Origin of the sequence: Nocardia sp. NPDC057272 (assembly GCF_042668615.1) — a bacterium.
GTDB lineage: Bacteria > Actinomycetota > Actinomycetes > Mycobacteriales > Mycobacteriaceae > Nocardia.
This window is the reverse complement of sequence record NZ_JBHUYK010000003.1, coordinates 93,851-119,177: the sequence shown is the minus strand read 5'-3', so window position 1 is coordinate 119,177 and position 25,327 is coordinate 93,851. Positions and strand designations below refer to the sequence as shown.

Genomic DNA, 25,327 nt, shown 5'->3' with positions numbered 1-25,327 from the left:
TCGGCACATCAGCCGGTCCGGTCGCGGGGCTCTGCTCGGGCGAATCCTCGGTCACTTCGCGCCGCCGATCGCTCGCGGGGCACCGCTGCGCAGCTGGGTGCCGGGGATCGGGCTGGTGCGGCGGTAGGCGAGCAGGACGATCAGCACGGCGACGACGATCAGCACCACCGACAGGGCGACGGCCGCGTCGGGATCGGCTTCACGCTGGAGGTAGATCTCCAGTGGGAGGGTGCGGGTGCGGCCTTGGAGACTGCCCGCGAAGGTGAGGGTGGCGCCGAATTCGCCGAGGGCGCGAGCGAAGGCGAGAACCGCGCCGGAGATCAGCGCGGGGCGGAGCAGGGGAAGGGTGATCCGCCACCAGACCGTGCTCGGGCCCGCACCGAGCGTCGCGGCGATCTGCTCGTAGCGGCTACCCGCCGTCCGCAACGCCCCTTCGAGGGTGAGCACCAGAAAGGGCAGTGCCACAAAGGTTTGCGCCAGCACGACCGCGGTCGTGCTGAACGCGATCCGAATCCCCGCGGCTTCCAGATGTTCGCCGAGCAGCCCCCGCCGGCCGAAGGTGTAGAGCAGCGCGATACCGCCGACCACCGGCGGTAATACCAAGGGCAGCAGCACAAGAGCGCGCAACACCGGCAACCCTCGCCACCGAGCTCGCGCCAGCACCGCCGCCATCGGCACCCCGAACACCAGGCACAGCACGGTGCTCGCGGTAGCGGTGCGCAGGCTCAACCACAGTGCGTCCCTTGATGCTTCGGTAGTCACGAGCTCAGCGAACCGACCCCACTCCACTCCCCAGGCCAACGCGGCCAGCGGGAGTACCACCAGTGCGAAACCGAAGACGGCGAGCACCGGCAACCACCGAGGCAGCCCGGTACTGCCGACACCGGTCACGGTGCGCCGAACCCCGCTGCGGCCAGGGCCGCGCGTCCGGTGGGGCCGGTGACCAGTTCGGCGAATTTCCGCGCGTTCGCGGCTTGCTTCGAATCGGCCACCACGGCAATCGGATAGGTGTTCACGGCAGCCGACGCCTCGGGAACCGCCACGACGCCCACCTTCGCACCCGCGGCGGAAGCATCGGTGACGTAGACGAAGCCGGCGTCGGCCTGGCCGGAGGTCACCTTGGTGAGAACATCGGCCACCGAGGATTCCTCACTCACCGGACGCAGCGTGGCCCCCGCGGCGTCGGCGACCTTTTTCGTCGCCCGGCCGCACGGAACCTGGGGGGCACAGACGACCACGGTCGCGTCGGCGAGGTCGTTGATTCCGCTGATGCCCTTGGGATTTCCCGGCGCCGTGACCAGGGTGAGCACGTTGGTGGCGAAAGTGGTAGGGGCTGCGGTGATTCGGCCACTCTGGACGGCCTTGTCCATGGTCGGCTGGTCGGCCGAGGCGAAAACATCAGCGGGCGCTCCCGCTTGGAGTTGCGCGGCCAGGTCGGACGAGCCCGCGAACGAGAACTGCACGTCCACACCCGGATTCGCGGACTCGAAGTCCTTCTCCAGGCCGGTGAAAACGCTCTTCAGCGAAGCCGCGGCGAACACGGTGAGCGTGGATTCCTCGGTATCGCCACTCCCGCAACCACTCACGGTGACCAGCACCAGCGCGGTGCCGAGCGCGACCCGGCCGATCATTCGGCGGCCTTCTCGACCACCACTGTCGTGGCCTTGACGCTGGCCAGCGCGACGCTGCCCGGCTCGAGCCCCAGCTCGCGCACCGATTCGCTGCTCATCAGCGAGACCACCGTGAAAGGACCGCATTGCATCTCCACCTGTGCCATCACCGTGTCGGTCACCACGCGAGTGACCAGACCGGGAAACCGATTGCGTGCCGAGCTGGCACTACCCACCTGGGTGTGTGGCGTGCGTGCCTGGTCGACGGCGTGTTCGGCCAGCTCCCGACCGTCCAGCACCAGGCGGCCCGCGGCGTCCTTGGTCGCCGTGAGGGCGCCCGTGTCGATCCAGCGACGCACCGTGTCGTCGCTGACGCCGAGCAGATCGGCCGCTTCCTTGATTCGCAGTTTCGCCACCCGATCAGGATATGTCCGCATATTCGGACATAACAAGAAAAAAACTCCGCACTTCCGGAAACAACCGGTCGTGATATCCCATAATCGGGTCACACTTCATGGCCACCGGCGACGCGGCCAAGTACGCTCGAAGCCATCATGGCCACGTATTTCGATCCGAAGTCCTGGTCACTGTCAGGCGCTGTCGATATGGGCAAACGTCTGCTCGACCCGTCATGGATCGACCAGTGGCTCGGCTTCACCACGTCCTGGGCCGACCCCGTCGCCGACCTCGGTTCCGGCACCGTCACCGCGCTCATGCCCGATGTGCTGATGACCGTGCTCAGCGAGGGCATCCTCAGCCGTTTCGGCGGCCAGGAGATCAGTGCCACGCTGCTCGGGCACGACCTCACCGCCACCCTCGACACGTTCAAGCTGCGCAGACGCGGCGCTCACTTCCAGAGCAAGACAGTGCTGTCGAACCTGGTCTGGGACTCACATCCGTTCGACACGGTCACCGTGGTCGCGCACGGTGTGCGGCTGATTCCCGGTGTGCCGACCAAGGTCCGGGTCCAGCAGCTCGACATCGAGGGCACCATCGGCATCGGCGCGCTGGCGGACTGGGTGGATGCCCAGAACCTGGATTGGCGGGTGCGGCTCGACCAGCGCGGACAGATCGTCGCGACGCATCGCACGCGCAAGATGCGGGCGGTCGTCGACGGGCAGGTCTACGACAACCTGCTCACCCTCGACATCCGCAAGGCCAGTTGGTACGGCATCCGGCTCCCCAAGCGCGTGGTGCCCGCACCCGCGCTACTGCTCGACGACCTGCCCAACCGGGCCAGAATCTCCTACGCGCACCGGCGCGGTGACGTGGTGAAATTCCGGCTCGAACTGCCCGAGACCACCGGCTCGTTCGACCTGACCCAGATCCGCGACGCCATCATCGCGGGGACAACACTGATCGTCTTCTGATCAGTTCTGGGTAGCCCACCATTCCCGAAGGGCGGTTTCGGCCTCTTCCCGCGTCATCGGGCCGCGGTCCAGACGCAGATCCTTCAGGTACTTCCACGCCTTACCGACCTGGGGCCCCGGCGGCAGACCGAGCAGTTCCATGATCGCGTTCCCGTCCAGATCCGGGCGTACCCGAGCTAGATCCTCCTGCTCGCGCAGCGCCGCGATCCGCTCCTCGAGCTCGTCGTAAGTCGAGCGCAGGGCCGCCGCGCGGCGCTTGTTGCGGGTGGTGCAGTCGGCGCGCACGAGCTTGTGCAGGCGATCGAGCAGGTCGTCGGCGTCGGTGACGTATCGGCGCACCGCCGAATCCGTCCACTGTCCCTTGCCGTAGCCGTGGAAACGCAGGTGCAGAAACACCAGGCGCGCAACCTCTTCGGTGAACGCCTTCGGGTACTTCAGCGCTCGCATCCGCTTGCGCACCATCTTCGCGCCGACCACCTCGTGGTGGTGGAAGCTCACGCCGCCCGCGGGCTCGTTGCGTTTGGTGTCGGGCTTGCCGATGTCGTGCAGCAGTGCGGCCCAGCGCAATACCAGGTCGGCGTCGCCTTCCTCCTGGTCGATCGCCTGCTGCAGCACGGTCAGCGAATGCTGGTACACGTCCTTGTGCTGGTGGTGCTCGTCGATCTCGAGCTTCATCGCGGGCACCTCGGGCAGCACGCGCTGCGCCAGACCGGTGTCGCACATCAGATTGATGCCGTCGATCGGGTGGTCGGCGCCGATCAGCTTGTCGAGTTCGGCGCGCACCCGCTCGGCAGTGATCCGGTCGATCTGGTCGGCCATCTCGATGATCGCCGCACGCACCCGCGGCGCCACCTCGAAACCCAGCTGGGCGACGAAGCGCGCGGCCCGCAGCATCCGCAACGGATCGTCGTCGAACGAATCCTGCGGCGCCGCCGGAGTATCCAGCACGCCTTCGAGCAGCGCCTCGATCCCGTTGAGCGGGTCGACGAATTCCAGCGACCCGTCGGCGGCGATCTTCACCGCCATGGCGTTCACCGTGAAGTCGCGGCGCACCAGGTCGCCCTCGAGGGTGTCACCGAAGGTGACCTCGGGATTGCGCGAGACCCGGTCGTAGGTGTCGGCGCGGAAGGTGGTGATCTCGAGCTGCTGGTCGTTCTTGGCCGCACTGACCGTGCCGAAGGCCAAGCCGCCGGTATCCCACAGGTGGTCGGCCCACCCACGCATCAACTCCTGCACGACCTCCGGCCGCGCGTCGGTGGTGAAATCCAGGTCGTTGCCGAGCCGGCCGAGCACCGCGTCGCGCACGCTGCCACCGACGAGATACAGGCTGTGCCCCCGCTCGGCGAACATCGCCCCCAGCGGGGCCAAAACATCATTGAGCTGCCCCAGAGTCACCGCCGCCCCCGCCAGCAGGCGAGCACGACGATCCGCCACAGCATCAGGGACAACGTCAGGGGAAACCACAAACAAGCACTTTACTGGCGCCGTCGAATCGATTCCCCGCGCGCCCGAAGGAGCTGACAACACAGCTAAGCTGGCTGGGTGTCTCCTCCGGCCGATCGCGCGAACAGTCGACGCCGCCAGCCGCGGCGGCGCGGTTCGGCGAACAACGCCGGCAAACCCCGCATGCGTACCGTCCGGGAAACGTCGGCCGGCGGCCTGGTCGTCGAAGGGCTCGACGGCCCGAAGGAACAGCGCACCGCCGCGCTGATCGGGCGCACCGACCGTCGCGGACGGCTGTTGTGGTCGCTACCCAAAGGACATATCGAAGAGGGCGAGACCTCCGAGCAGACCGCGATCCGCGAAGTCGCCGAGGAAACCGGAATCGACGGGGAAGTGGTCGCCGAGCTCGGCAGCATCGATTACTGGTTCGTCACCGAGGGCAGACGGGTACACAAGACCGTGCACCATTTTCTGCTGCGGTGTCTGGGCGGTGAGCTGTCCGACGCCGACGTCGAAGTGACCCAGGTTGCGTGGGTTCCGTTGAGCGAGTTGGATTCCCGGTTGGCCTACGCCGATGAACGGCGGTTGGCCGAAGTGGCGAACCGATTGATCGACCGGATGGAGACCGGCAAGCGATGACGGGTGGACTGATCCGGCTGATCACGGCGGTCCTGACCATCTTGGGTTCGATGACGCTGCTGCCCGCGGTCGCGCACGCTCAAACGGACGGGTCGGGCACGCCGAAGTTTCTCAAGCTGACCCTGGACGCGGTGGCCCCGGGCACTGTCACCACCGGCAGCGACCCGAAGCTGACCATCTCCGGCACAGTCACCAATATCGGCGACCGGGTCGTCGACGATGTGAGCGTGCGGATCCAGCGGGCCGCCGCGGTGGATTCGCCGAGCGGGTTGCGTAGTTCGCTGCGGCTGGACCAGGCGAACTACGAGGTGACCGGTCCTTTCCAGGATGTGGCGCCCCAGCTGAGTCCCGGTCAGCGCAAACAGTTCTCGGTGAGCATCGCGTTGCGCGCGGGCTCGGAGGCATCGCTCGGGCTCACCGATCCCGGGGTGTATCCGCTGCTGCTCAACGTCAACGGTGAACCCGCCTACGGCACCCAGGCCAGACTCGACGACGCGCGATTCCTGCTCCCGGTCCTCGGACTGCCGCCCACCGGTGTGGACGGCAGCGCGGAACCGGCGGTGACGCCGCCACCGGAAGCGTCACCGATCGCGACCACGATGATCTGGCCGCTGGCCGACCGGCCCCGCATGGTCGCGGGCAAACCCGGCTCGGTGAACGGCCAGGCCGAACTGATCGACGACGAACTGGCGGCCTCGGTCGGCAAGGGCGGGCGTCTCGAACAGCTCGTCGCCGCGCTGGAATCGGTGGTGCCTGCGCCGGGCAAAGACAGAAGTGTGGCCGGATCGGTGTGTATCGCCATCGACCCCGACCTGGTCTCGACCGTGCAGACGATGACGCGCGGCTATCGGGTGCTGGCCAGTCCGTCGGATCCGAGCGGGGCGACCAGGGAGGGGGCCGGGGCGGCCAACGCGCAGGCCTGGCTCGACCGGTTGCGCGCGCTGGCCGGATCGATGTGCACGGTGGCCCTGCCGTTCGCGCAGGTCGACGTATCGGCACTGGCCGCGGTGAACGATCCGGGTCTGTCGGCGCGGGCCCTGCTCGCGCCCGCCGATGTAGTGGACTCGATCCTCGGCACGCAGTCGCTGCGCGGGGTGAGCCTGCCCGATTCGGGCAGCATCGACGATCCGGCCGGGCTGTTGTTGCGCGAGCACGGATACGGCACGGCGGTGCTGGCCGGTTCCGCGGTGTCGGGTGACGGGTCGCCCGCCGATACCGACAACGCGCTCACCTCCGCCCCGACCACGCTCACGCCCGATGTGGTCGTCGGTGGGGAACAGTCGGCGCCCGATGTCGTGCGGGTGCCGGGCGTGAGCGTGGAACCGCCCGCCGGCGCCGCCGCGGGGACCGATCCCGCGCTGCGGGTGACCACCTTCGACATCTGGTCGGCCACCGCGCTGGCCGCGGTCGGCTCGAACCCGCCGACGCCGTCGTTCACGCCGTCGAAGGTGCGTTTCGACGTCACCAACGACTCACGCGCGGCCCGGTTGCAGGACGCGCTCGGCGCGATGGCGTGGAGTGCGCTCAATCCGTCGCCGGACCGGCCGCGCTCGCAGCTGCTGATGCCACCGCAGCAGTGGGGTGCCAGCCGGGAGGAGGGCGTCGCGCTGCTCAAACAGGTCGAACTGCTCACCCGCAACAACCTCGCGAGCCCGCGCAGCTTCACCGACCTCGTCACGCAGGCACCCGATCCGCGGCCGTTCGCGCTGGAGTACCTGCCGCGCGCCGCCCAGGACGCCGCGCCGGAACAGTTCATCGGACCGGTCCACGACCAAGGCGCCCGGGTGACCGAACTGATGCGCGCACTGGTCGAACTGCCCGAATCCGAGCTCACCCCGCACGCGTTCCTCACCCCGGCGCGCGAGGACCTGCTGCGCGCGCTGAGCCTGTCCGACCGCAGGGCCGACAACGACACGCTCGCCGACCTGCACGCCCAGCGGCGCATCGACCAGGCGACCCGCGAACTGGACACGATGTTCTCCTCGGTCTCGGTGCTGCCACCGGGCGGGGTGTACACGCTGGCCTCCGAGCAGAGCCCGTTGTTGCTGGTGGCGCGCAATGAACTGCCCGTCGCCATCCGGGTGATGTTCCGGATCGAAGCGCCTGCCGAGACGAACATCACCGATATCGGCGAACAGCTGCTTCCGCCGTCCGGGACCCGGTCGTTCCAGATCCCGACCGAGGTGAGCGACAGCCGTAAGCTGGTCATTCCGATCGCCCTTACCACCCCGGACGGGATAGCGCTAGGAGAGGCGACCTCGGTCTCGGTGCGCTCGAACGCCTACGGTCAAGCCCTGGCCATAATTACCGCATGTGCCGCGATACTGCTGTTGCTGCTGGCCGGGCGCCGACTGCTGCGGCGGTTCCGCGGACAGCCCGACCCCGCCGACGAAGGGTTCACCCCGGAGACGGTCGAACGGGCGGGTCGACTGCGGCGCGCACGTCAGCGGCTGCAACGGCAGTGAACACCCGCGCCTGACGCGCGGTCAGGGCACCATGACAGACAAGGACGAGAGTGGCACTGGTGAGCGAAACGCTCATCGGACCGGCGGGATTCGCGGGTTACGCCGGGTACAGGAGGCATGATGGGCGACGATGATTCCGCTCATCGGCGTGACCACGACGACGACCCGACCCTGCGCCGGGCGCCCAGTGCTCCGTGGGAACGCGGGATGACGGCCGGACACGACGCCGACCGCGACGAGGCCGCACAGCACGTGGATCGGCGGCCCGGCGCGCCTGGTCATCGACCGGACCCCGCACCTCGCGATGGCCGACCGCCGGTACGCCCCGGTGATCCGGCGTTCGAACAGCCCGGTGGATTTCGTCAGCCGGGGAATCGGCCCGCGGTGGATCTGCCCGGCGCGCCACGTCATCCCGGTGAGCGGCCCGCCGCGCCAGGTCCTCGGCCCGGGGTGCGCCCCGAACAGGCCGGATACCGTCCCGGGCCGGATCACGGCGCTGCGCCGGCTCCCGGTCGCCCCACTGAACAGCCACCGGCCGGGTTCCGCCCGGCACAGGGTCAACCACGACCGGCCGACTATCGCCCGGATCAGCAACGAACGCCGCAGGGCGAACGCCAAGGGCGCGGGCCCGCTCCCCGTCAACGACCGCCCGGCCAGGCGAATCGTTCGGGTGAATTCCCGCAGCAGCAACGTCCCGGCCCGCCCCCGCGCCCCGGTGTCGGCGGCCCTCCCGGCCCGCCGCAGCCCCCTGCCGGTCCGCCCGGCCGGCCACCGCGCCCTCCTGTTTACGGGCCGGACGGTCGCCCCGCACCTCCCCAGCAGCGCCCCGGAACGGGTTCCGGCGCGCGCTCAGGTGAGTTTCCGCAACAGCAGCGCCCCGGACCCGGTTCCGCCGGGCGCTCAGGTGAGTTTCCGCAACAGCAGCGCCCCGGACCCGGTTCCGCCGGGCGCTCGGGCGAGTTCCCCCAGCAGCAACGACCCGGACCGGACGGATTCGCCCCGCGGCGATCCGGGCCGAACCCGTCGGGCGAATTCCCTCAGCAACGACCCGTCCCGCCGCGTGGTGGGCAGTCCGGCGCCATTCCGAGACAGGATCGGCCCGATCAGGTTGGTGGCCGCAGGCAAGCTCCGCCGGAGCAGGGACGTCCGGTGCCACCGCGGGGGAGTTTCCCGGGGATGCCCGCCGCGGATCCCGCGCGGGATGGGCGCCAGGCAAGTGCCGGATTCGGCGATCGTGGACGGAACGCGAGCGGTGTGCCTGCCGGGTCAGCGGAGCGGACTCAGGTCATCGCCCGGCCGCAGAAGGTAGCGGCCGAACCTGCCGACAAAGCGGGCGGCGCCCCGATGAGTGCCAACGCGAAGCTGCTCAAGGACTCGGGTTCGATCGCGGTCGCGACGCTGATCAGCCGGATCACCGGATTCGCCAAGCAGCTGCTGTTGCTGACGGTGCTCGGTCCGGCCATCGCGAGTGCGTTCATCTCGGCGAACCTGATCCCGAACATGATCGCCGAGCTCGTCCTCGGCGCCGTACTCACTGCCATCGTCGTGCCGACTCTGGTTCGCGCAGAACAGGAGGACGACGACAACGGCGCCGCGTTCGTCCGCAGATTGGTGACAGCGGCCTTTACGGTGCTGTTCGTCGCTACAGTTCTGACGCTGGCGGCAACGCCGATTCTGGCCGGTCACGTACTCGTCTCGTCCGACGGCAAGGTGAACACGAACCTGACCGTCGCGCTCGCATACCTACTGGCACCAGCGATTCTTTTCTACGGAATGTCGGCGCTGTTCACCGCGATCCTCAACACCAGGCAAGCGTTCAAGCCGGGTGCATGGGCTCCAGTTATGAACAACCTGGTCGCATTGACGGTTCTGGCTGTCTACGCCCTGACACCCGGCGAGATCACCCTCGATCCGGTTCGCATGAGCGACCCGAAGCTGCTGGTTCTGGGCATCGGTGTCACCGCAGGCGTGGCAACACAGGCGTTCAGTTTGCTACCCGCGATCCGCCGACACGGGATCAATTTGCGTCCCCTTTGGGGAGTCGACGCACGCCTCAAGCAGTTCGGCAGGATGGGCGTCGCGATCATCTTGTACGTACTGATCAGCCAGATCGGCTTTGTGGTCGCGAACAACATCGCTTCCTCTGCAGACGAAGCAGGGCCCGCGATCTTCTCGAACGCATGGGCGCTGTTGCAGCTGCCCTACGGCGTGATCGGAGTAACCCTGCTCACGGCGATCATGCCAAGGCTAAGCCGAAGCGCCGCCGACGACGACACACCTGCGGTGGTCGACGACCTGTCCGTTGCCACTCGACTGACGATGATCGCGTTGATCCCGATCGTTACATTCATGACCCTTGCGGGCCCCGAGATCGGCCAGGCACTCTACGGCTACGCCCGCTTCTCCGAGGATGCCGCACGTCTCGGCGACGCAGTGAGCTGGTCGGCGTTCTCGCTGATTCCGTATTCGCTGGTGCTCATCCATTTGCGTGTGTTTTACGCGCGCGAACAAGCGTGGACGCCGACTTGGATCATCCTCGGCATCACGACAATCAAGGTCCTGTTCTCAGCCCTCGCGCCGGTGCTTGCCCGCGACAGCGACGATGTGGTGATCATTCTCGGTGTGGCCACCGGCCTAGGATTCACCGCCGGAGCGGTAGTCGGAGGTTTCCTGCTGCACCGCAGCCTCGGCGACCTGCGCATGGTCAATGTCGGCCGAACTGTGACCAGAGTGTTGCTCGCCTCGATCGCAGGCGGCGCGGTGATGCTGATCGTCGACACGGTGACCGGACTCGACCGTGTCTCCGGCGGCGCCGGCTCGCTGCTGCGTGTCGTCATCGATTCGCTGGTCATGTTCTCGGTGGCCTTCGGGCTGATGCGTCTGGCCGGTATCCCCGAGGTCGTCGCCATCACCGTGGCGATCTCGCGCAAGCTCGGCATCACCCCGCCTGCGCCGGATCTCGGACTCGACGACACCCCGGCAGACGACATCTACGCGACCACCGTCCTGCGCCGTCCCGATACCTACGGATTCCCCGCATACGGGCAGTCTTTGGACACCCAGACCATGGTGCTTCCCGTCATTCGACCGGGCGCTGTTGACAGCACCGGTAAAGCACAGTTCCCGTACGCTGTTCCGCAGACCGACACGGGTTTTCAGGCCGAAGGAGGACCGAGGGTGAGCGATGACGCGGTGGGCGGCGTCCCGGCCGCTGATTCTGCGGCGCGCGCGGCAGCAGGAATGTCCACCGAGGTCGGGCCCGATGCGCCGAACTCGACGGATTCCGAGCATACCGACGCGCCAGACGAAGGCGATACGCACGAAGACGGCGCGCGTTCGGCCATGCCGCCGCACGATCCGACATACGACACCGGCATGTTGCCGATTCCACCGCAGGTGCCCCCGAGCGCCGCGGCCAACCGTGGGCAGCGTGGCCCCAAGCTCATCCCCGGCGCGTCCGTCGCCGGTGGCCGGTACCGTTTGCTGGCCGGTCACGGCGGTGCGCGCGGGCTGAAGTTCTGGCAGGCACTCGATATCAAGCTCGATCGCGAGGTCGCGCTGACCTTCGTGGACGCCGATCAGACCTCGGGCGAGAACTCCGGTCACGACGGCCCGCAGGCGGTGCTGTCGCGCACGCTGCGGCTGGGCCGGATCAATTCGCCCGGCCTGGCCAGAGTCCTCGACGTGGTCCGTGGCAGCTCCGGCGGCATCGTCGTGGCCGAGTGGACCCCCGGTCGTTCGCTGCGCGAAATGGCCGAGACCGTGCCGTCGCCGGTCGGCGCGGCCCGGGCCATCAGGGCGCTCGCCTCGGCGGCCGAACTCGCTCACCGTGGCGGCGGCTCGCTGTCGATCGATCACCCCGATCGGATCCGGATCAGTGCCTCCGGTGACGCCGTCCTCGCGTTCCCCGGCACCCTCGGCGATTCCGACGCGCAAGGCGACGTCCGTGGCCTCGGCGCGATGCTCTACGCCCTGATCACCGCACGCTGGCCGATTCGCGTCGGCGGTGTCACCGGGTCGGCGGCCACCATCGGCGGTCTGCGACTGGCCGATTTCGGGCCGGACGGCACGCCGGTGGAACCGCGGCAGATCCGGCCGGAGGTGCCGTTCGAGATCTCGGCCGTCGCGGTTCGCTCGCTGGAGTCCAACAAGGGCGTGCGTACCGCTGCCACCGTGCAGCACGTGCTCGAGCAGGCCTCGGTCGTCGATCAGAAGACCGACTTCATTCCGGTCTTACGTCTGGGTCAGCGGGCTGTGGCCCCCGGTGCCGATTCACTCGCCGACCCGGAACTGCTCGCGGCCGAGCGGGAACGCTCCAAGCGGATGATGTGGATCATGGTCGGCCTCGGCGTGCTCGCCGCGCTGGTGGTCGGCGTGCTGATCTGGTGGATGGTCAGCATCTTCGCGCCCGGCGCGTCGGACAAGCCGCTGGACCAGCAGATCAATATCGGCCTCACCTCGAGTGTGGCGCCGCCCGCGGCGTCCGCACCGCCCGCCGACGACCCCGCGGCGCCGCCGACGAGTGTGCCGGTGCCGGTCACCGGTGCCGCGGTGTTCTCCCCGGAGGGCACCCCCGACGGCGCCGCGGCGGCGGGCGCGGTCCTCGACCACAACGCGGCGACGGTGTGGCGCACAGATCAGTACTTCCAGCAGTTCCCCGCCCTCAAGAAGGGCGTGGGGCTGCTGGCCACGCTGCCGACGCCGGCCAAGCTCACCAATGTGTCGATCACCTCACCCAGTGTGGGCAGCACGGTCGAGATCCGTACCTCGCCCACCGAGGCGCCCACTCTCGACCAGACCCAGCTGATCGGTTCGGCCAAGCTCGGTGACGGCATCACCGATATCGCCGTGCAGACCGATCAGGCCGCTCGTTTCGTGCTCGTCTGGATCACCGGCCTGGCGAATTCCGGCGGTCAGTTCCAGACCGCGATCGCCGACGTCCGCTTCGACGCGGCCCCTTAGTCTCATCGCGCCGTAAAACTCTCCCACCTCTGCTATCTGTGCAGGTGGTCGATCATTTCCGGGCCCGTTGCCGATCTTCATCGAACCGCGGTCCGGTTGGTGCGTAATTGTTATCAACGATATGATCCCCCCGCGCTCTCGGTTGAGAGTTACCCAGGATTTGTTGACGTCGATCCTGGACGCCGCGTTGTAGTCAGGTGATGGATCGGCCTTGTTCGTCGGCTCGAAGTCGCCGTAATGAGCGCTGTCCAAGGGGTCAGTTTTGTCGCCGGATGTCAACGAGCAAGTCCGCGGTGTGCCACCGCGGCAGGTCGCGCCCAGCGTCCGCTCGTTCCTGGAGAACGGCAGCGACAAGCAACTGCTTGCCGCCCACGTTCGCGGGGAACCGTATGTCTTCGCCGAACTGCTGCGCAGGCATTCCGACCATCTGTGGCAGACCGCGCTGCGCACGTCCTACAACCGCGAGGACGCCGCCGACTGTCTGCAGGACGCCTTGTTCTCGGCCCATCGCACCGCCGACTCGTTCCGCGCCGAATCCGAGGTGCGCAGCTGGCTGCACGCGATCGTGGTGAATGCCTGCCTCGACCGGATCCGGCGCAACAAGACCCGTCGCGCCGTGTCGATCCTGCCCGACACCATGCCCGAGGCGGTCGACCCGCACGACGCCTTCGCGCATTACGAACTGTCCACCGTCGTGAGCGAGGCGCTGTTCACCCTCCCTGACGAACAACGATTGGCCCTGGTCATGACCGAGATGGAGGGCCGCAGCGTCGCCGAAACCGCCGCTGCGCTCGGCGTGGCGCCGGGCACGATCAAGAGCCGATGCGCCCGAGCGCGCGTACGTTTGCAAGAACGTTTGGAATTTTTCCGGGATCCAGGGAACCGGATGTAGTCGGGATGCGTCATTAACAGTGACGAACAAGTCAGCGATGTAAATCCTGCGATCCGATATCGACAGAACAGGGGAGGTGCGAGGGTGTCTCGATCCGTGCCGCAGCCTCCGTTCCCGTCGGAACTGCTGGCCGATCTGCATGCCGACAACCTCGCGCCCGAATTGTGCGAGCAGCTGTGGCCCGTGGTCCGCACCGACGAAGACGCGCTGCACTACCTGAACAAGCTCGACGAGGTGAACACCCACCTCCGCACGCTCGCCACCGACGAGCGGGTCATGCACCGCATGCCCGACGACGTGGCCGACCGCATGTTCCGATTCGTCGCCGAACTCGACGCGGGGGAGGGCCCGACCGAGCGCATCACGCCGCTCGCGGCCGTTCCCCCCACACCGGCCGACGAGGCCCCGATCTCGCTGGATCGCTACCGTTCCCGGCGCCGACTGGGGCTACTCGCCGCGGCCGCCGCCACCGTGGCCGTCCTGGCGGGCGCCGGCGCGGTGTTCAGCACGTTCGACACCACCGAGGGCACCCCCACGGCCGCGCCGTTCACCGAACCTGCGGCCGCCGACGAACTCACCACCGCCGCCGCACTACGCGCGCTGGGCAAACGCGACGTGATCGGCCCGCTGGCCGACGAAGCAGCCCTCACCCGCTGCGTGCAAGCCAACGGCATCGACCGCGCGGTGCTGGGAGCGTCGAATATCACTTTCCGTGGCTCCGACGCCGTCCTGGTCCTCGTCCAGGGCGAGCAGGCCCCCACCATCACCGCCCTGGTGGTCGGCACCGGCTGCACCACCGGCACCCCGGAACGGCTCACCCTGCGCGACATCGGCTGAGGGACCAGCCGCGAGGAAATACCGGGAACAACACCGTTTAGGCTGTTGTTGACCGACACGTCCCAGCTTTACTTCTCGGAAGGTCCCCATGAGCACGCCAGTTCGCGACCTGATCATCGTCGGCTCAGGGCCCGCCGGCTACACGGCGGCCGTCTACGCCGCGCGCGCGGAGCTTTCGCCGCTGGTCTTCGAGGGCACCCAGTTCGGTGGCGCCCTGATGACCACCACCGAGGTGGAGAACTTCCCCGGCTTCCGCGACGGCATCATGGGCCCCGATCTCATGGAGCAGATGCGCGACCAGGCCAAGCGTTTCGGCGCCGAGCTGCGCACCGAGGACGTCGACGCGATCGACCTGTCCGGCCCCGTGAAGAAGGTCACCGTCGGTGACGAGACCTTCGAGGCCTACGCCGTGATCCTCGCGATGGGTTCGGCCGCGCGCTACCTGAACGTGCCGGGGGAGCAGGACCTGCTCGGCCGCGGCGTGAGCGCCTGCGCCACCTGCGACGGCTTCTTCTTCAAGGGCCAGGACATCGTCGTGGTCGGCGGCGGCGACTCCGCCATGGAGGAAGCGACCTTCCTCACCAAGTTCGCCGCGAGCGTCACCATCGTGCACCGCCGTGAGGAGTTCCGTGCGTCACGGATCATGCTCGAGCGCGCCAAGGCCAACGAGAAGATCAAGTTCCAGCTCAACTCCGAGGTCGTGAAGGTCAACGGTGAGAAGAGCGTCACCAGCCTCACCCTGCGCGACACCCGCACCGGCGCGGAGTCCGAGCTCGACGCGACCGGCCTGTTCGTCGCCATCGGGCACGATCCGCGCAGCGAACTCGTCAAGGGCCAGGTCGCACTCGACGGTGAAGGCTATGTGCAGGTGACCGATCCGGGCACCGCCACCGATGTCGCGGGTGTTTTCGCCGTGGGCGACCTCGTCGACCACACCTACCGGCAGGCGATCACCGCCGCGGGCACCGGCTGCCGCGCCGCGATCGACGCCGAACGCTGGCTCGCCGAGCAGGGCGACATCACTGCCAACACGCTCGACCACGCCGACGGCCCGGCCGCTGTGCGCGCCAACTGATTTCGAGTTCCACCCCTGTCGAGGAGACACCCATGGCCGAGAGTGCCAACACCATCACCGTCACCGACCAGTCCTTCGCCGACGACGTCCTGCTCAGCGAAAAGCCGGTGCTCGTCGACTTCTGGGCCGACTGGTGCGGCCCGTGCAAGATGGTCGCCCCCGTGCTGGAGGAGATCGCGGGCACCCACGCCGACAAGCTGACCATCGCCAAGCTCGACACCGAGGCCAATCCCGGCACCGCCCGCGACTACCAGATCCTGTCGCTGCCCACGATGATCTTGTTCCAGGGTGGCAAGCCGGTGAAGCAGATCGTCGGCGCGAAAGGTAAGGCGGCGCTGCTGCGCGAGCTCGACGGTCTCATCTAACACAGAGCATCCGACAAAAGCGCTTCCTACCGGCCGACGCGCCGTAGGATGCCTGGACCCGGGATTCCCGCAAAGCGGCCCGGGTCTGAGACAATCGACGGACGCTCCGGCCGAAGGAAAGGGCTCTCACGCATGCACCGACTTCGTCACGGCGATTCAGGACCAGCCGTCGCAGAGGTTCGGAGCACCCTCGCAAGCCTCGGTTTCCTGCATCTCCCACACGTCGAATCCACTGACGGACCGGAGTATTGGAAGGATACCGAGGCGGTGTTCGACAGGCCCCTCGATTCGGCGATCCGCGCGTTCCAGCAGCAGCGCGGTCTCCTCGTCGACGGGGTGGTCGGTCCGGCCACCTATCGCGCGCTGAAGGAAGCCTCCTACCGGCTGGGTGCTCGCACGTTGATCTACCAATTGTCGGCGCCGCTCTACGGTGACGACGTGGCCACCCTGCAGCGCAAGCTGCAGGATCTCGGCTTCTACGTGTACCGGGTGGACGGGCACTTCGGCCCGCACACCCACGACGGGCTCAGCGCGTTCCAGCGCGAGATCGGCCTGTCCGCCGACGGTATCTGCGGACCCGACACCTTGCGCTCGCTGGATCTGCTCGGCGCGCGCGTCACCGGTGGCAACCCGCATCGCATCGCCGAGGAAGAAGTGGTGCACCGTGCGGGCCCGCAGCTCACCGGCAAGCGGATCGTCATCGATCCCGGATTCGGCGGCACCGACAAGGGTTTCGCGGTGCCCACCGAGTACGGCGACGTCTACGAGTCGGAGATCCTGTGGGATCTCGCTTCCAGGCTCGAAGGCCGGATGGCCGCGACCGGCATGGAAACCTTCCTGTCCCGGCCGTGGGGCGCCAACCCCACCGATGCCGAACGCGCCGACACCTCCAACGCCTTCGATGCCGACCTGATGATCTCGCTGCGCTGCGCGACCAGTGATAATCCGTCCGCGAAGGGAGTGGCCGGTTTCTACTGGGGCAACTCGCACGGTTCGGTGTCGATGATCGGTCAGGTACTGGCCGGTTTCATCCAGCGCGAAGTGGTGGCCCGAACCTCGGTGCAGGACTGCCGGACTCATCAGCGCACCTGGGACCTGTTGCGCCTGACCAAGATGCCGACCGTGCAGGTCGACCTCGGCTACCTCACCAACGACTACGACGCCTCGGTCCTCACCAACCCGCGCATGCGCGACGTGATCGCCGAAGCGATTCTGATCTCGGTGAAGCGGCTCTATCTGCTCGGCCAGGACGACCAGCCGACCGGCACCTACACCTTTGCCGAGTTGCTCGCCGAAGAACTGGCGGCCGCCGACGCGGGCAACGTGCCCGCCCCGCGCGTCTAGCCCCACACAAGACCAACGGCCCCGCGGTTGTCCGCGGGGCCGTTCTTGTTGTCTCGGGTCAGTGCGCGCCGACGCGCGAGGGCGGTTCCATCGACGCCGCCGCCAGGAGTTGGTCGAGCGCGCGCTCGACGTCTTCCTTCCAGCCGTGATCGGAGTCGAGTTCCAGGCGCAGCCGGGGGAAGCGGTGGTGCGGGGCCACCACTTCGAAACCGACCTCGGCGAGGAAATCCGCGTCGATCATGCAGGTTTCGGGAGTGCACCTCGTCGCCGACGACGGGTCCCGCAGCGGCGCCGCGATCCGTTCCATCAGCCGCATCGACGATCCGAAGCCGCGATCGGCCACCGAACTCGACGGTGGGCCGTTGCGAATGCCGAACGCTTCCAGTGCCCGCACGCCACGACGCACCAGATCGGCCACCACGGCCTGAACGAGGCGATGGGCTACATCGGCCTCGTCGTAGGGGAATTCGGCCTGCAGCGTGGTCAGCAGGACCGCGTCCGGGCTTACTGGGGAGGTGGGGAACAGCGCGGAACGTGGCACGGCACTCGGGGGTGAGTACAGCGCGCAGCCCGCGAGGTTGTTGTCCACGTGGGCCACCTGCCCGCACGAACCCCACTCGAGCATCACCGTCGAGAGCCAGGCTTCCTTTTCGAAGACCGGATCGCTGAACGCGTGCGAGTCCGCGGCGACGGCCGGGTCGAGCTCCCAGAACACACACCGCCGGGTGTGCGCCGGGAGCTGACCGAGCCCGTCGAGAGTCAAAGCCGTGACGCTGGTCGACACCGCTCTGTTCAGCCTCCAGCTGTCGGATTCATCCACGCTCACGCCACATCACTATCCACAGTACGTGCCGCCTCTTTCAGTCACAGTGACGTTTCGGGGCCGACTTGCTCCATCAGCGCCACGATGCGCTCGAGATCTTCGACGGACCCGAACTCGACAACGATCTTGCCCTTGTTCTTGCCGAGGCTGACCGTGACCCGGGTGTCGTAGGAACCCGACAGTCTCTCGGCAACATCTTGCAGACCCGGCATGTGGATCGGTTTACGCTTCGGCGCCGGGGGAGCGGTCGGCGAGGGCTCGCGGTTCGCGAGTTGCACCGCTTCCTCCGTAGACCGAACCGACATTCCCTCACGGACGATTCGTGCAGCCAACTCTTCCTGTGCGTCCGCGCCGGCATCCAAACCGAGCAGCGCCCTGGCGTGTCCGGCCGAGAGCACCCCGGCGGCCACCCGACGCTGCACGGGAATCGGCAGCTTCAGCAAACGAATCATATTCGTCACCACCGGCCGCGAGCGACCGATTCGCGAAGCCAATTCCTCGTGCGTGACGTCGAACTCCTCGAGCAGCTGCTGATAGGCCGCCGCCTCCTCGAGGGGGTTCAGCTGCACGCGGTGGATGTTCTCCAGGAGCGCGTCGCGCAGCATCGAGCCGTCGTCGGTGTCCCGGATGATCGCCGGGATCGTGGCGAGTCCGGCCTCTTGGCATGCGCGCCAGCGGCGCTCGCCCATGACCAACTGGAACTTGTCGACGCCCGGTTCGACGCGGCGCACGACGATCGGCTGCATGAGACCGAACTCGCGAATCGAGTGCACGAGCTCCGCGAGTGCGTCTTCCTCGAAGACCTGACGTGGCTGCTTCGGGTTCGGCTCGATCAGGTCCGCGGGCACCTCGCGGTACACCGCGCCGCCGGGGGAGACCAGATCGGATTCGGGCTCGGGCTCCGGCGCGGGCTCCGCGTCCGGAACACGATGCAGGAACGCCTCAGCCGGTTGCGGGCCGATCGGATTGATCCCGATCACGCTCGCGGCGGCACTGCTCAAGCCCGGCGCCACGGCCGGACCCGTCGGGATCAATGCGGCCAACCCGCGACCGAGACCGCCCTTTTTCGCCTGACTCATCGGCTACCGATCCCTTCCTCGTTCCAACTCACGCTAAGACGCGTCTTGCTTCAGCTGCGCACGAGCGGCGAGCTCGCGCCCCGCGTCCATGTAGCTCATCGCACCGCGCGAGCCTGGATCGTAATCGAGCACGGTCATCCCGTAGCCCGGTGCCTCCGAGACCTTCACGCTGCGCGGGATCATCGACTTGAGGACCACATCGCCGAAGTGGTTGCGCACTTCCTCGGCCACCTGGTCCGCCAGCTTGGTGCGGCCGTCGTACATCGTCAGCAGGACGGTCGACACGTGTAGCTCCGGGTTGAGGTGCGCCTGCACCAGCCCGATATTGCGGAGCAACTGACCGACTCCCTCCAGCGCGTAGTACTCGCACTGGATCGGGATCAGCACCTCCTTGGCCGCCACGAGCGCATTGACCGTGAGCAGACCGAGGGAGGGCGGGCAGTCGATCAACACGTAGTCGATGTCGAAGCCGACCATGCCCGCCTCACGGATCGCGGTCTTCAACCGCCCTTCCCTGGCGACCATAGAGACCAGTTCGATCTCCGCGCCGGCCAGGTCGATCGTGGCCGGGACACACAGCAATCGCTCACTGTGCGGGCTCACCTGGATCGCGTCCTTGACCGTCACTTCACCGATGAGCAGCTCGTAGCTGGACGGCACACCCGAGTTGTGTGCGACGCCCAGCGCCGTACTCGCGTTGCCCTGCGGATCAAGATCGACCACAAGGACCGTCATTCCCTGGTGCGCTAGCGCCGCAGCGAGATTGACCGTCGTAGTCGTCTTACCGACGCCGCCCTTCTGGTTGGCGATAGTGATGATCCGTTGCTCGCGAGGTTTCGGCACAGTGACCTTTCCTGGATGCAGAATCTGGCTGGCGCGTTGCGCTTCCGCCGCGATCGGGGTCTCGGCCGGGGAGATATGCCCGAAAGGAGTATTCCCGAACGTCTCCGCGTCGAAGCTGCTGGAATCCAGCATCCCCGGGACCCGCGACGTTGTTTCCCGTGAAACATTCGCCGGACCGCTCGACATAGATTGCTCCTTACCCGAGAAACTTCAGATCACGTATCCCCGACGAACGTCGGCGCCGTGTCGTCACAAACAAACTGTGTCGGTGGAGAACTCGAAGACTCGAGGAGGGTGGCTCACTCCCGCCCGACTCTGACAGCTTGCCAGCCCCAGGACACTTAGGAAAGCTGAATCGCGGCACGCCGACAAGGACACACCCAACACTCACAAATTAGAGCCCACGGCCGATGTTTCACGGGAAACAACCGGGAAGTGGGCAACACAATCAGACGGCCGATGAGTGCCTCAACGCATGAGCCGAGCTCGCCCAGAGAGCTCCCACACTCAGACCGTCCCATCCACCCCGTCCTCAGATCCGTCTGGAATCCGCACTCCCAACCAGACAGCACTCCCAGCCACACCGCACTCCCCAGATCCGCCATGACCGCACTCCCAACCCCGCCCCCGCGACCCCTAGGGAGCGGCGGCCACGAAGTGGCCGGTCCGCGGCCGGGTCGCCGGTTAGCGCTCGAAGCGCATGCGCCGCAGGCGCGAGTCTCGAGCGCTAACCGGCGGCCCCTCAGGGCCGCGGACACGCGCGCGCCAGCGCGCCAACAAACACAGCCTCAAACCCCTGGGACTACCGAACACCCAATCCCAGCCACAAATCCCACCCGCACTCCCCATCACCCATGCACCCGGAGTCAGCGGAGAAGCACCCCTCAGCATCAGCACAGCACCCCAACCAATTCACCACTCGCCCCGAGCCCCATCTCAAACAGATCCACATGAATCATCGGCTCACAGTCTCAGCCCGTCTCGCCGACATCCGACCCGCCTAGCTTCTGACCCCACCCCTACGTGAACCGAACGACGCCCGATCACCACCGGACTATCTCCACCCCGATCTCCACACACCCAGCAGTCAACGAGGGTCCAGCCGAACGCGTCGCCCGCGACGACCACTGTGGCGCTACTCAACAAGAGAAGCGGAACCCAGCTGCGCCGCCGAGAAGACCCGATGCCACACATCTTCCGATCGGACACCAACGCCCATTGCTGATCGGCAAACACATAACTGCCGAACACACTCGCTCACGGCAACTTCCATCCCAGGATCTGCCACACAACAGACCGCCAGATTTTCGCCCTCGACTTCGCCGACGCTCACCCCACCCAACGGACGCCCGACGATCACCCCGACCCGTGAGCCGAAGATTCGATCTCACCAGACCTGTCCCGACTCACAGCCAATGCACTTCCCCAACAGATGGCATTCCGCTTCAAACCGAGCGAGCGAATCCACCACGACCCAAACCCGACTAGCGAAGTACGCACGACGCATACGAAGTTCGATCAACAACGAAGAGGAGAGGTTGTCGCGTTCCACGTGAAACACTTCCGCTCCCCGAACGCGACACCCATCCGCAACTACCAAAAATAGACCCGCCCCAAGCCCATACAACGACCCTCGGCAAGATTCGTCACGTTACGAAACGCGCGAACCCGCTAAATGGAAGAGATTTCAGGCCGATCAGGATTCGCGACGCTTCCGAGCCTTCTTCTCCACCCCGGCGGCTTTCCGTTCACTGCGACGAGTCGGACGCTCGGCGCGGGGGAGAAGTTCGGCACTGATGACAAGAGTGGGGATTTCCACGATGCCGGCACCACACCCGACAACCCGGAGATCGGTAGCACCGTCGCGAATCAGCTCGGCACCGTCGCGCTCGAGTTCTTCGGCGGCACTGGTTCCTTTGAGAGCGAGCATGCGACCGTGGTCGCGAAGAAGGGGGAGCGACCAGTGGGCGAGTTTGGCGAGAGGAGCCACCGCGCGCGAAGTGACGACATCCGCGCCGCCCGCTTCTTTGATCACACCGGACTGCTCCGCCCGACCGCGAACCACCGTGACATCCAACCCGGCTTCTTCGATGAACTCGCTCAAGAAGATCGTCCGACGCAGCAGCGGTTCCACGAGAGTGATGCGAAGGTCGGGCCGGGCGATCGCGAGGGGGATTCCAGGAAGCCCGGCACCACTGCCGATATCGACAACCGAAGCGCCTTCATCGATCAGCTCGCCGATGACAGCACAGTTGAGAATATGGCGCTCCCATAGCCGGGGAACCTCACGGGGACCGATGAGACCGCGTTCCACACCGGCCGTCGCCAGCGCCGCGTAGTACCGGCGGGCGATGTCCAAGCGGTCGCCGAACACTCGGGCAGCGGCGGCGGGCGGTTCCAGCTCGTCGGCCGGCGCACCCAGTTCTCGTTCCACGTGAAACATCCTTCCGAGTGATGGCAATGAAAAAGCCCCCGGTCCGAGACCGGAGGCCTAATCACATCGTTCGTGGTTACGGCGGAAGTCAGCCTACTCGGGCACTACCACCACGTGACGATTCGGCTCGACGCCTTCGCTCTCGCTCGCCACACCCTCGATATCGGCGACAGCGTCGTGCACGATCTTGCGCTCGAACGGAGTCATCGCGGACAGCGCCTCGGGCGCGCCCGACTCAAGCACCCGCTTGGCGGCGGCGACGCCGATCTCGCTCAGATCGGTCCGGCGCTGCGCGCGCCAACCGGCCACATCGAGCATCAGCCGGCTACGCACGCCGGTCGCCTGCTGCACGGCGAGCCGGGTCAGCTCCTGCAGCGCGTCGAGCACTTCACCGTTACGTCCGACGAGCTTGGTCAGATCACGGCCGCCGTCGATGCTCACGATGGCGCGGTCGCCCTCGACATCGAGGTCGATATCGCCGTCGAAGTCGAGCACGTCGAGTAGCTGCTCGAGGTAGTCGCCGGCGATCTCGCCCTCTTCGATCAACGCTTCTTCGGCGTCGTTCACGACGTCAACAGCAGTCGTCGCCACAGTGGCGTCCCCTCCGTCGGTCTCGGTCTCAACAGTCATTGGATTCCCTCTATCCGATCGCGTCTCAGCGCTTACGCTTCTGGTTCGCACGGCCACGGTTACCCGGCCGCTGCTGCCCGCCGGGCCTGCGCTTGCCACCGCCCTGCTTGGCCGACTGTTTGGGGGTGCCGTTGGTCGCCGCGGTGCCGTTCACCGAAGGCTCGTCATCGACGGCCGGGGCGTCCTGCTTCTTGCGGACGTCGACCGGCTTGGCACCGGGCTTGGGCGCGTTCTGCGACCGCAGCTCCAGCTTCTTCTGCTTGCGCTCTTCGTCTTCCTTTTCCATCCGGCCGAACACCAGGTGCTGCTGTCCGTAGGTCCAGATGTTGTTCGCCACCCAGTAGAGCAGGATGCCGATCATCAGGAAGGGGCCACCGACCATCACGCCGAGCGGGAAGACCCACAGCGACAACTTGTTCATGATGGCGGCCTGCGGGTTGGCGGCGGCTTCGGGCGTCTGCCGCTGCACCGAGGCGCGAGCGTTGAAGTGGGTTGCCAGGCCGGCGATGATCATCAGCGGGACGGCGACGAGCGCGATGCTCAGCTTGGTGGGCGTGCCACCCCAGTCCGCGAATGCTTCCAGCTGCTCCGGCGGCGCGGTGATGAACGCCGCGATCGGCGCACCGAAGATGCGAGCGCTCAGGAAGGACTGTACGTCGGCCGCGCTGAAGATGTAGTTCGCGGTGTGCGCGTTGTCGTAGTTCGACATCCCGATCTGGCCCCAGCCGGTGCCCGTACGGTTGAACGAGCGCAGCACGTGGAACAGACCGAGGAAGACCGGCACCTGCACCAGGACGGGCAGGCAGCCCATGAGCGGGTTGAAGCCGTGCTCCTTCTGGAGCTTCTGCATCTCCTTCGCCATGGTCTCGCGGTCGTTCTTGTACTTCTTCTGCAGCTCCTTGATCTGGGGCTGCAGCTCTTGCATCTGTTTGGTTGTGCGTACCTGCTTGACGAACGGCTTGTACAGCACCAGGCGCAGCGTGAACACGAGGAACACGATCGCCAGTGCCCAAGTGAGACCGCTGTCAGGCCCGAACACAAAGCCGAAGGCTTTGTGCCAGAACCACAGAATTGCGGATACCGGCCAATAGATGATGTCGAGCACGGCTCTAGGTACTCCCGTCGTTCGTATCGCCGATCAGCGCGGGCGATGACTTTGTGCAGGCATTCGACCCGCGCTCAGGCACGGGATCCCACCCTCCAGGGTGCCAGGGCGCGCATTTCGCGAGCCGCACGACCGTCAGTGCCGATCCGACGACCAACCCGTGGGTACGCAAAGCAGTCACCGCGTACTCACTGCAGGTGGGGGTGAACCGGCAGATCGGCATCCGGGTGGGGGAGACATAGGTCCGGTAGAGCTCGATCAGGGCGATCAAGGCTTTCGCGGGCAGGCGGGTGAGGGTCCTCATCGCCGTTCACCGGCCGAGGTGCGACCGAGCGCGAGCTCCGGTTCCCCACGCAAGCCGAGCTTGCGCAGGCCGGTGCGCAGCTGGCGCAGCAACTCGGCGGAATCGGCGGTGGCGGCGCCGGGCAGCGCCCGGATCACGACATCGGTGCCGACCGGCAGTTCATCGACCACCTGGGCGCACATATGACGCAGGCGGCGGGCCACCCGGTGGCGAACCACCGCGTTTCCCACCGCCTTGCTGACAATCAGTCCGAACCGAGGACCACCTACGCGGACCAGAGAATCGCCGTCGGCGACATCGTCGTACGCGTGCGTGAGCGCGTGTACGACGAGATCTCGCCTCCCGATTCGCTGACCGCGGCGCACCGTGCGGGAGAATTCGGCACGGTGGTGCAACCGATACGGCTCAGGCAACACCCGAGCGTCCGACTACGCGCGATCAGGCAGTCAGTTCGGTACGGCCCTTACGGCGACGCGCCGCAACGATGGCGCGGCCCGCACGGGTCCGCATCCGGAGACGGAAGCCGTGGACGCGCGCCCGACGACGGTTGTTCGGCTGGAACGTCCGCTTGCCCTTGGCCACGGTCAACACTCCTGTAGTAGGTGGGCACCATTCGGCGCCCGAAGTCTGTACAAATGATTTGTCTGCGCTGCGGACCGCGGTCTACGCACAGATTGCCTTGGCGATCGGTGTGCAGCAGACAGCCGCCAACCGCGCCAAGGGGTGACTGTACGAGGGTACTTATCCCGAAGGGACGGGTCAAACTCGGCCCCCACGTACCTGTCACCGGCACAGGTCAAGGCTACCGGACGCCCGAACGGACCAGAGGTCTGGCCCGACCAGGCACGACACGCCCGGGCCGCAGTGACGCATGCAGCCACTTTTCGTGAGTTCTTCCACACCCCTGGCGTTGCGTGGCGCGGCCAGCTAACCTCTGTAGCCGGGGGATTGCTGAAGAACCGCAGGTCCAGCCCCATTCACTGCCACACGCTGGCAGAATTCCTTTATCCCCAGGTTTGTCCACATCTGTGGATAATTATGTGGACAGACGGCCGCAGTGGCATATTCGTAAGGCCGTCGGTGCCCGCGCCGCAGTCCGGAATTACC

General features: G+C 66.8%; 23 protein-coding genes. 9 read left to right on the top strand and 14 right to left on the bottom strand.

Annotation, left to right across the window (positions count from 1 at the left end; all coding sequences use genetic code 11):
* Nucleotides 1–51: 51 nt before the first annotated feature.
* Genes ACFULV_RS05840 through ACFULV_RS05830 form a run of 3 tightly spaced genes read right to left on the bottom strand, consistent with a single transcriptional unit; the run spans nt 52 to nt 2,026 of the window.
* Complete coding sequence (locus tag ACFULV_RS05840) at nt 52–891, bottom strand: ABC transporter permease (protein ID WP_378653547.1); 840 nt, start codon at nt 889–891, stop codon at nt 52–54.
* Entirely contained in the window at nt 888–1,631 is a 744-nt protein-coding gene (gene modA, locus ACFULV_RS05835) for a molybdate ABC transporter substrate-binding protein (RefSeq protein ID WP_378653546.1), read from the bottom strand. Before modA ends, ACFULV_RS05840 begins: the two co-directional genes overlap by 4 nt.
* Entirely contained in the window at nt 1,628–2,026 is a 399-nt protein-coding gene (locus tag ACFULV_RS05830) for a molybdopterin-binding protein (RefSeq protein ID WP_378653545.1), read from the bottom strand. Before ACFULV_RS05830 ends, modA begins: the two co-directional genes overlap by 4 nt.
* Before the next feature lie 138 nt (nt 2,027–2,164).
* Here ACFULV_RS05830 and ACFULV_RS05825 point away from each other — a divergent pair, with 138 nt between their 5' ends.
* On the top strand, nt 2,165–2,980 hold the full coding sequence (locus tag ACFULV_RS05825) for a hypothetical protein (RefSeq protein ID WP_378653542.1): 816 nt from the start codon (nt 2,165–2,167) through the stop codon (nt 2,978–2,980).
* Here ACFULV_RS05825 and ACFULV_RS05820 read toward each other — a convergent pair whose 3' ends face one another.
* Nucleotides 2,981–4,444: a CCA tRNA nucleotidyltransferase gene (locus tag ACFULV_RS05820; protein ID WP_378653540.1), complete on the bottom strand. Its 1,464-nt coding sequence runs from the start codon at nt 4,442–4,444 to the stop codon at nt 2,981–2,983.
* A 162-nt stretch (nt 4,445–4,606) separates the two neighbouring features.
* On the opposite strand from ACFULV_RS05820, the gene ACFULV_RS05815 reads away from it, so the two are divergent.
* Complete coding sequence (locus ACFULV_RS05815; RefSeq protein ID WP_228536794.1) at nt 4,607–5,062, top strand: NUDIX hydrolase; 456 nt, start codon at nt 4,607–4,609, stop codon at nt 5,060–5,062.
* Nucleotides 5,059–7,527 (top strand): DUF6049 family protein, encoded by a 2,469-nt coding sequence (locus ACFULV_RS05810; protein ID WP_378653537.1) that lies wholly within the window; start codon nt 5,059–5,061, stop codon nt 7,525–7,527. Before ACFULV_RS05815 ends, ACFULV_RS05810 begins: the two co-directional genes overlap by 4 nt.
* A 72-nt stretch (nt 7,528–7,599) precedes the next feature.
* Here ACFULV_RS05810 and ACFULV_RS05805 read toward each other — a convergent pair whose 3' ends face one another.
* Nucleotides 7,600–8,217 (bottom strand): hypothetical protein, encoded by a 618-nt coding sequence (locus tag ACFULV_RS05805; RefSeq protein ID WP_378653535.1) that lies wholly within the window; start codon nt 8,215–8,217, stop codon nt 7,600–7,602.
* A gap of 654 nt (nt 8,218–8,871) precedes the next feature.
* Here ACFULV_RS05805 and ACFULV_RS05800 point away from each other — a divergent pair.
* The 6 genes from ACFULV_RS05800 to ACFULV_RS05775 all read left to right on the top strand — a co-directional run bounded on the left by ACFULV_RS05800 (nt 8,872) and on the right by ACFULV_RS05775 (nt 17,002).
* Nucleotides 8,872–12,489: a murein biosynthesis integral membrane protein MurJ gene (locus ACFULV_RS05800; RefSeq protein WP_378653532.1), complete on the top strand. Its 3,618-nt coding sequence runs from the start codon at nt 8,872–8,874 to the stop codon at nt 12,487–12,489.
* A gap of 295 nt (nt 12,490–12,784) precedes the next feature.
* Nucleotides 12,785–13,381 carry an RNA polymerase sigma factor SigM gene (sigM, locus tag ACFULV_RS05795; RefSeq protein ID WP_378635242.1) on the top strand — a complete coding sequence of 199 codons (597 nt, stop codon included), beginning with the start codon at nt 12,785–12,787 and terminating at the stop codon, nt 13,379–13,381.
* A 96-nt stretch (nt 13,382–13,477) separates the two neighbouring features.
* A complete protein-coding gene (locus ACFULV_RS05790; protein WP_378653530.1) occupies nt 13,478–14,218 on the top strand; it encodes a hypothetical protein in 741 nt (246 codons plus the stop codon).
* 88 nt (nt 14,219–14,306) lie between these two features.
* Entirely contained in the window at nt 14,307–15,293 is a 987-nt protein-coding gene (trxB, locus tag ACFULV_RS05785; protein ID WP_378634632.1) for a thioredoxin-disulfide reductase, read from the top strand.
* 32 nt (nt 15,294–15,325) lie between these two features.
* Entirely contained in the window at nt 15,326–15,658 is a 333-nt protein-coding gene (gene trxA / locus ACFULV_RS05780) for a thioredoxin (protein WP_189031738.1), read from the top strand.
* A gap of 132 nt (nt 15,659–15,790) precedes the next feature.
* A complete protein-coding gene (locus ACFULV_RS05775; protein ID WP_378634629.1) occupies nt 15,791–17,002 on the top strand; it encodes an N-acetylmuramoyl-L-alanine amidase in 1,212 nt (403 codons plus the stop codon).
* Nucleotides 17,003–17,060: 58 nt separating this feature from the next.
* On the opposite strand, the gene ACFULV_RS05770 is transcribed toward ACFULV_RS05775, so the two are convergent.
* The 9 genes from ACFULV_RS05770 to rpmH form a co-directional block, all read right to left on the bottom strand.
* A complete protein-coding gene (locus ACFULV_RS05770) occupies nt 17,061–17,786 on the bottom strand; it encodes a GNAT family N-acetyltransferase (RefSeq protein ID WP_378635240.1) in 726 nt (241 codons plus the stop codon).
* 80 nt (nt 17,787–17,866) lie between these two features.
* Complete coding sequence (locus ACFULV_RS05765) at nt 17,867–18,904, bottom strand: ParB/RepB/Spo0J family partition protein (protein WP_378634626.1); 1,038 nt, start codon at nt 18,902–18,904, stop codon at nt 17,867–17,869.
* A gap of 33 nt (nt 18,905–18,937) precedes the next feature.
* Nucleotides 18,938–19,933: a ParA family protein gene (locus ACFULV_RS05760; RefSeq protein WP_378634625.1), complete on the bottom strand. Its 996-nt coding sequence runs from the start codon at nt 19,931–19,933 to the stop codon at nt 18,938–18,940.
* 1,510 nt (nt 19,934–21,443) lie between these two features.
* A complete protein-coding gene (gene rsmG, locus ACFULV_RS05755) occupies nt 21,444–22,190 on the bottom strand; it encodes a 16S rRNA (guanine(527)-N(7))-methyltransferase RsmG (RefSeq protein ID WP_378634622.1) in 747 nt (248 codons plus the stop codon).
* Nucleotides 22,191–22,274: 84 nt separating this feature from the next.
* Nucleotides 22,275–22,811: a R3H domain-containing nucleic acid-binding protein gene (locus tag ACFULV_RS05750; RefSeq protein WP_056822606.1), complete on the bottom strand. Its 537-nt coding sequence runs from the start codon at nt 22,809–22,811 to the stop codon at nt 22,275–22,277.
* Between the two features lie 25 nt (nt 22,812–22,836).
* Nucleotides 22,837–23,916, bottom strand: coding sequence for a membrane protein insertase YidC (gene yidC, locus ACFULV_RS05745; RefSeq protein WP_378634619.1), 1,080 nt, complete (start codon nt 23,914–23,916; stop codon nt 22,837–22,839).
* Between the two features lie 4 nt (nt 23,917–23,920).
* The gene (gene yidD / locus ACFULV_RS05740; protein ID WP_378653526.1) at nt 23,921–24,220 is read right to left on the bottom strand and encodes a membrane protein insertion efficiency factor YidD; all 300 of its coding nucleotides are present in this window, start codon (nt 24,218–24,220) and stop codon (nt 23,921–23,923) included.
* Nucleotides 24,217–24,636 (bottom strand): ribonuclease P protein component, encoded by a 420-nt coding sequence (rnpA, locus tag ACFULV_RS05735; RefSeq protein ID WP_378634616.1) that lies wholly within the window; start codon nt 24,634–24,636, stop codon nt 24,217–24,219. The genes yidD and rnpA overlap by 4 nt, the downstream gene beginning before the upstream one ends.
* Before the next feature lie 22 nt (nt 24,637–24,658).
* Nucleotides 24,659–24,802: a 50S ribosomal protein L34 gene (gene rpmH / locus ACFULV_RS05730; RefSeq protein ID WP_082843828.1), complete on the bottom strand. Its 144-nt coding sequence runs from the start codon at nt 24,800–24,802 to the stop codon at nt 24,659–24,661.
* Between the last annotated feature and the right edge of the window lie 525 nt (nt 24,803–25,327).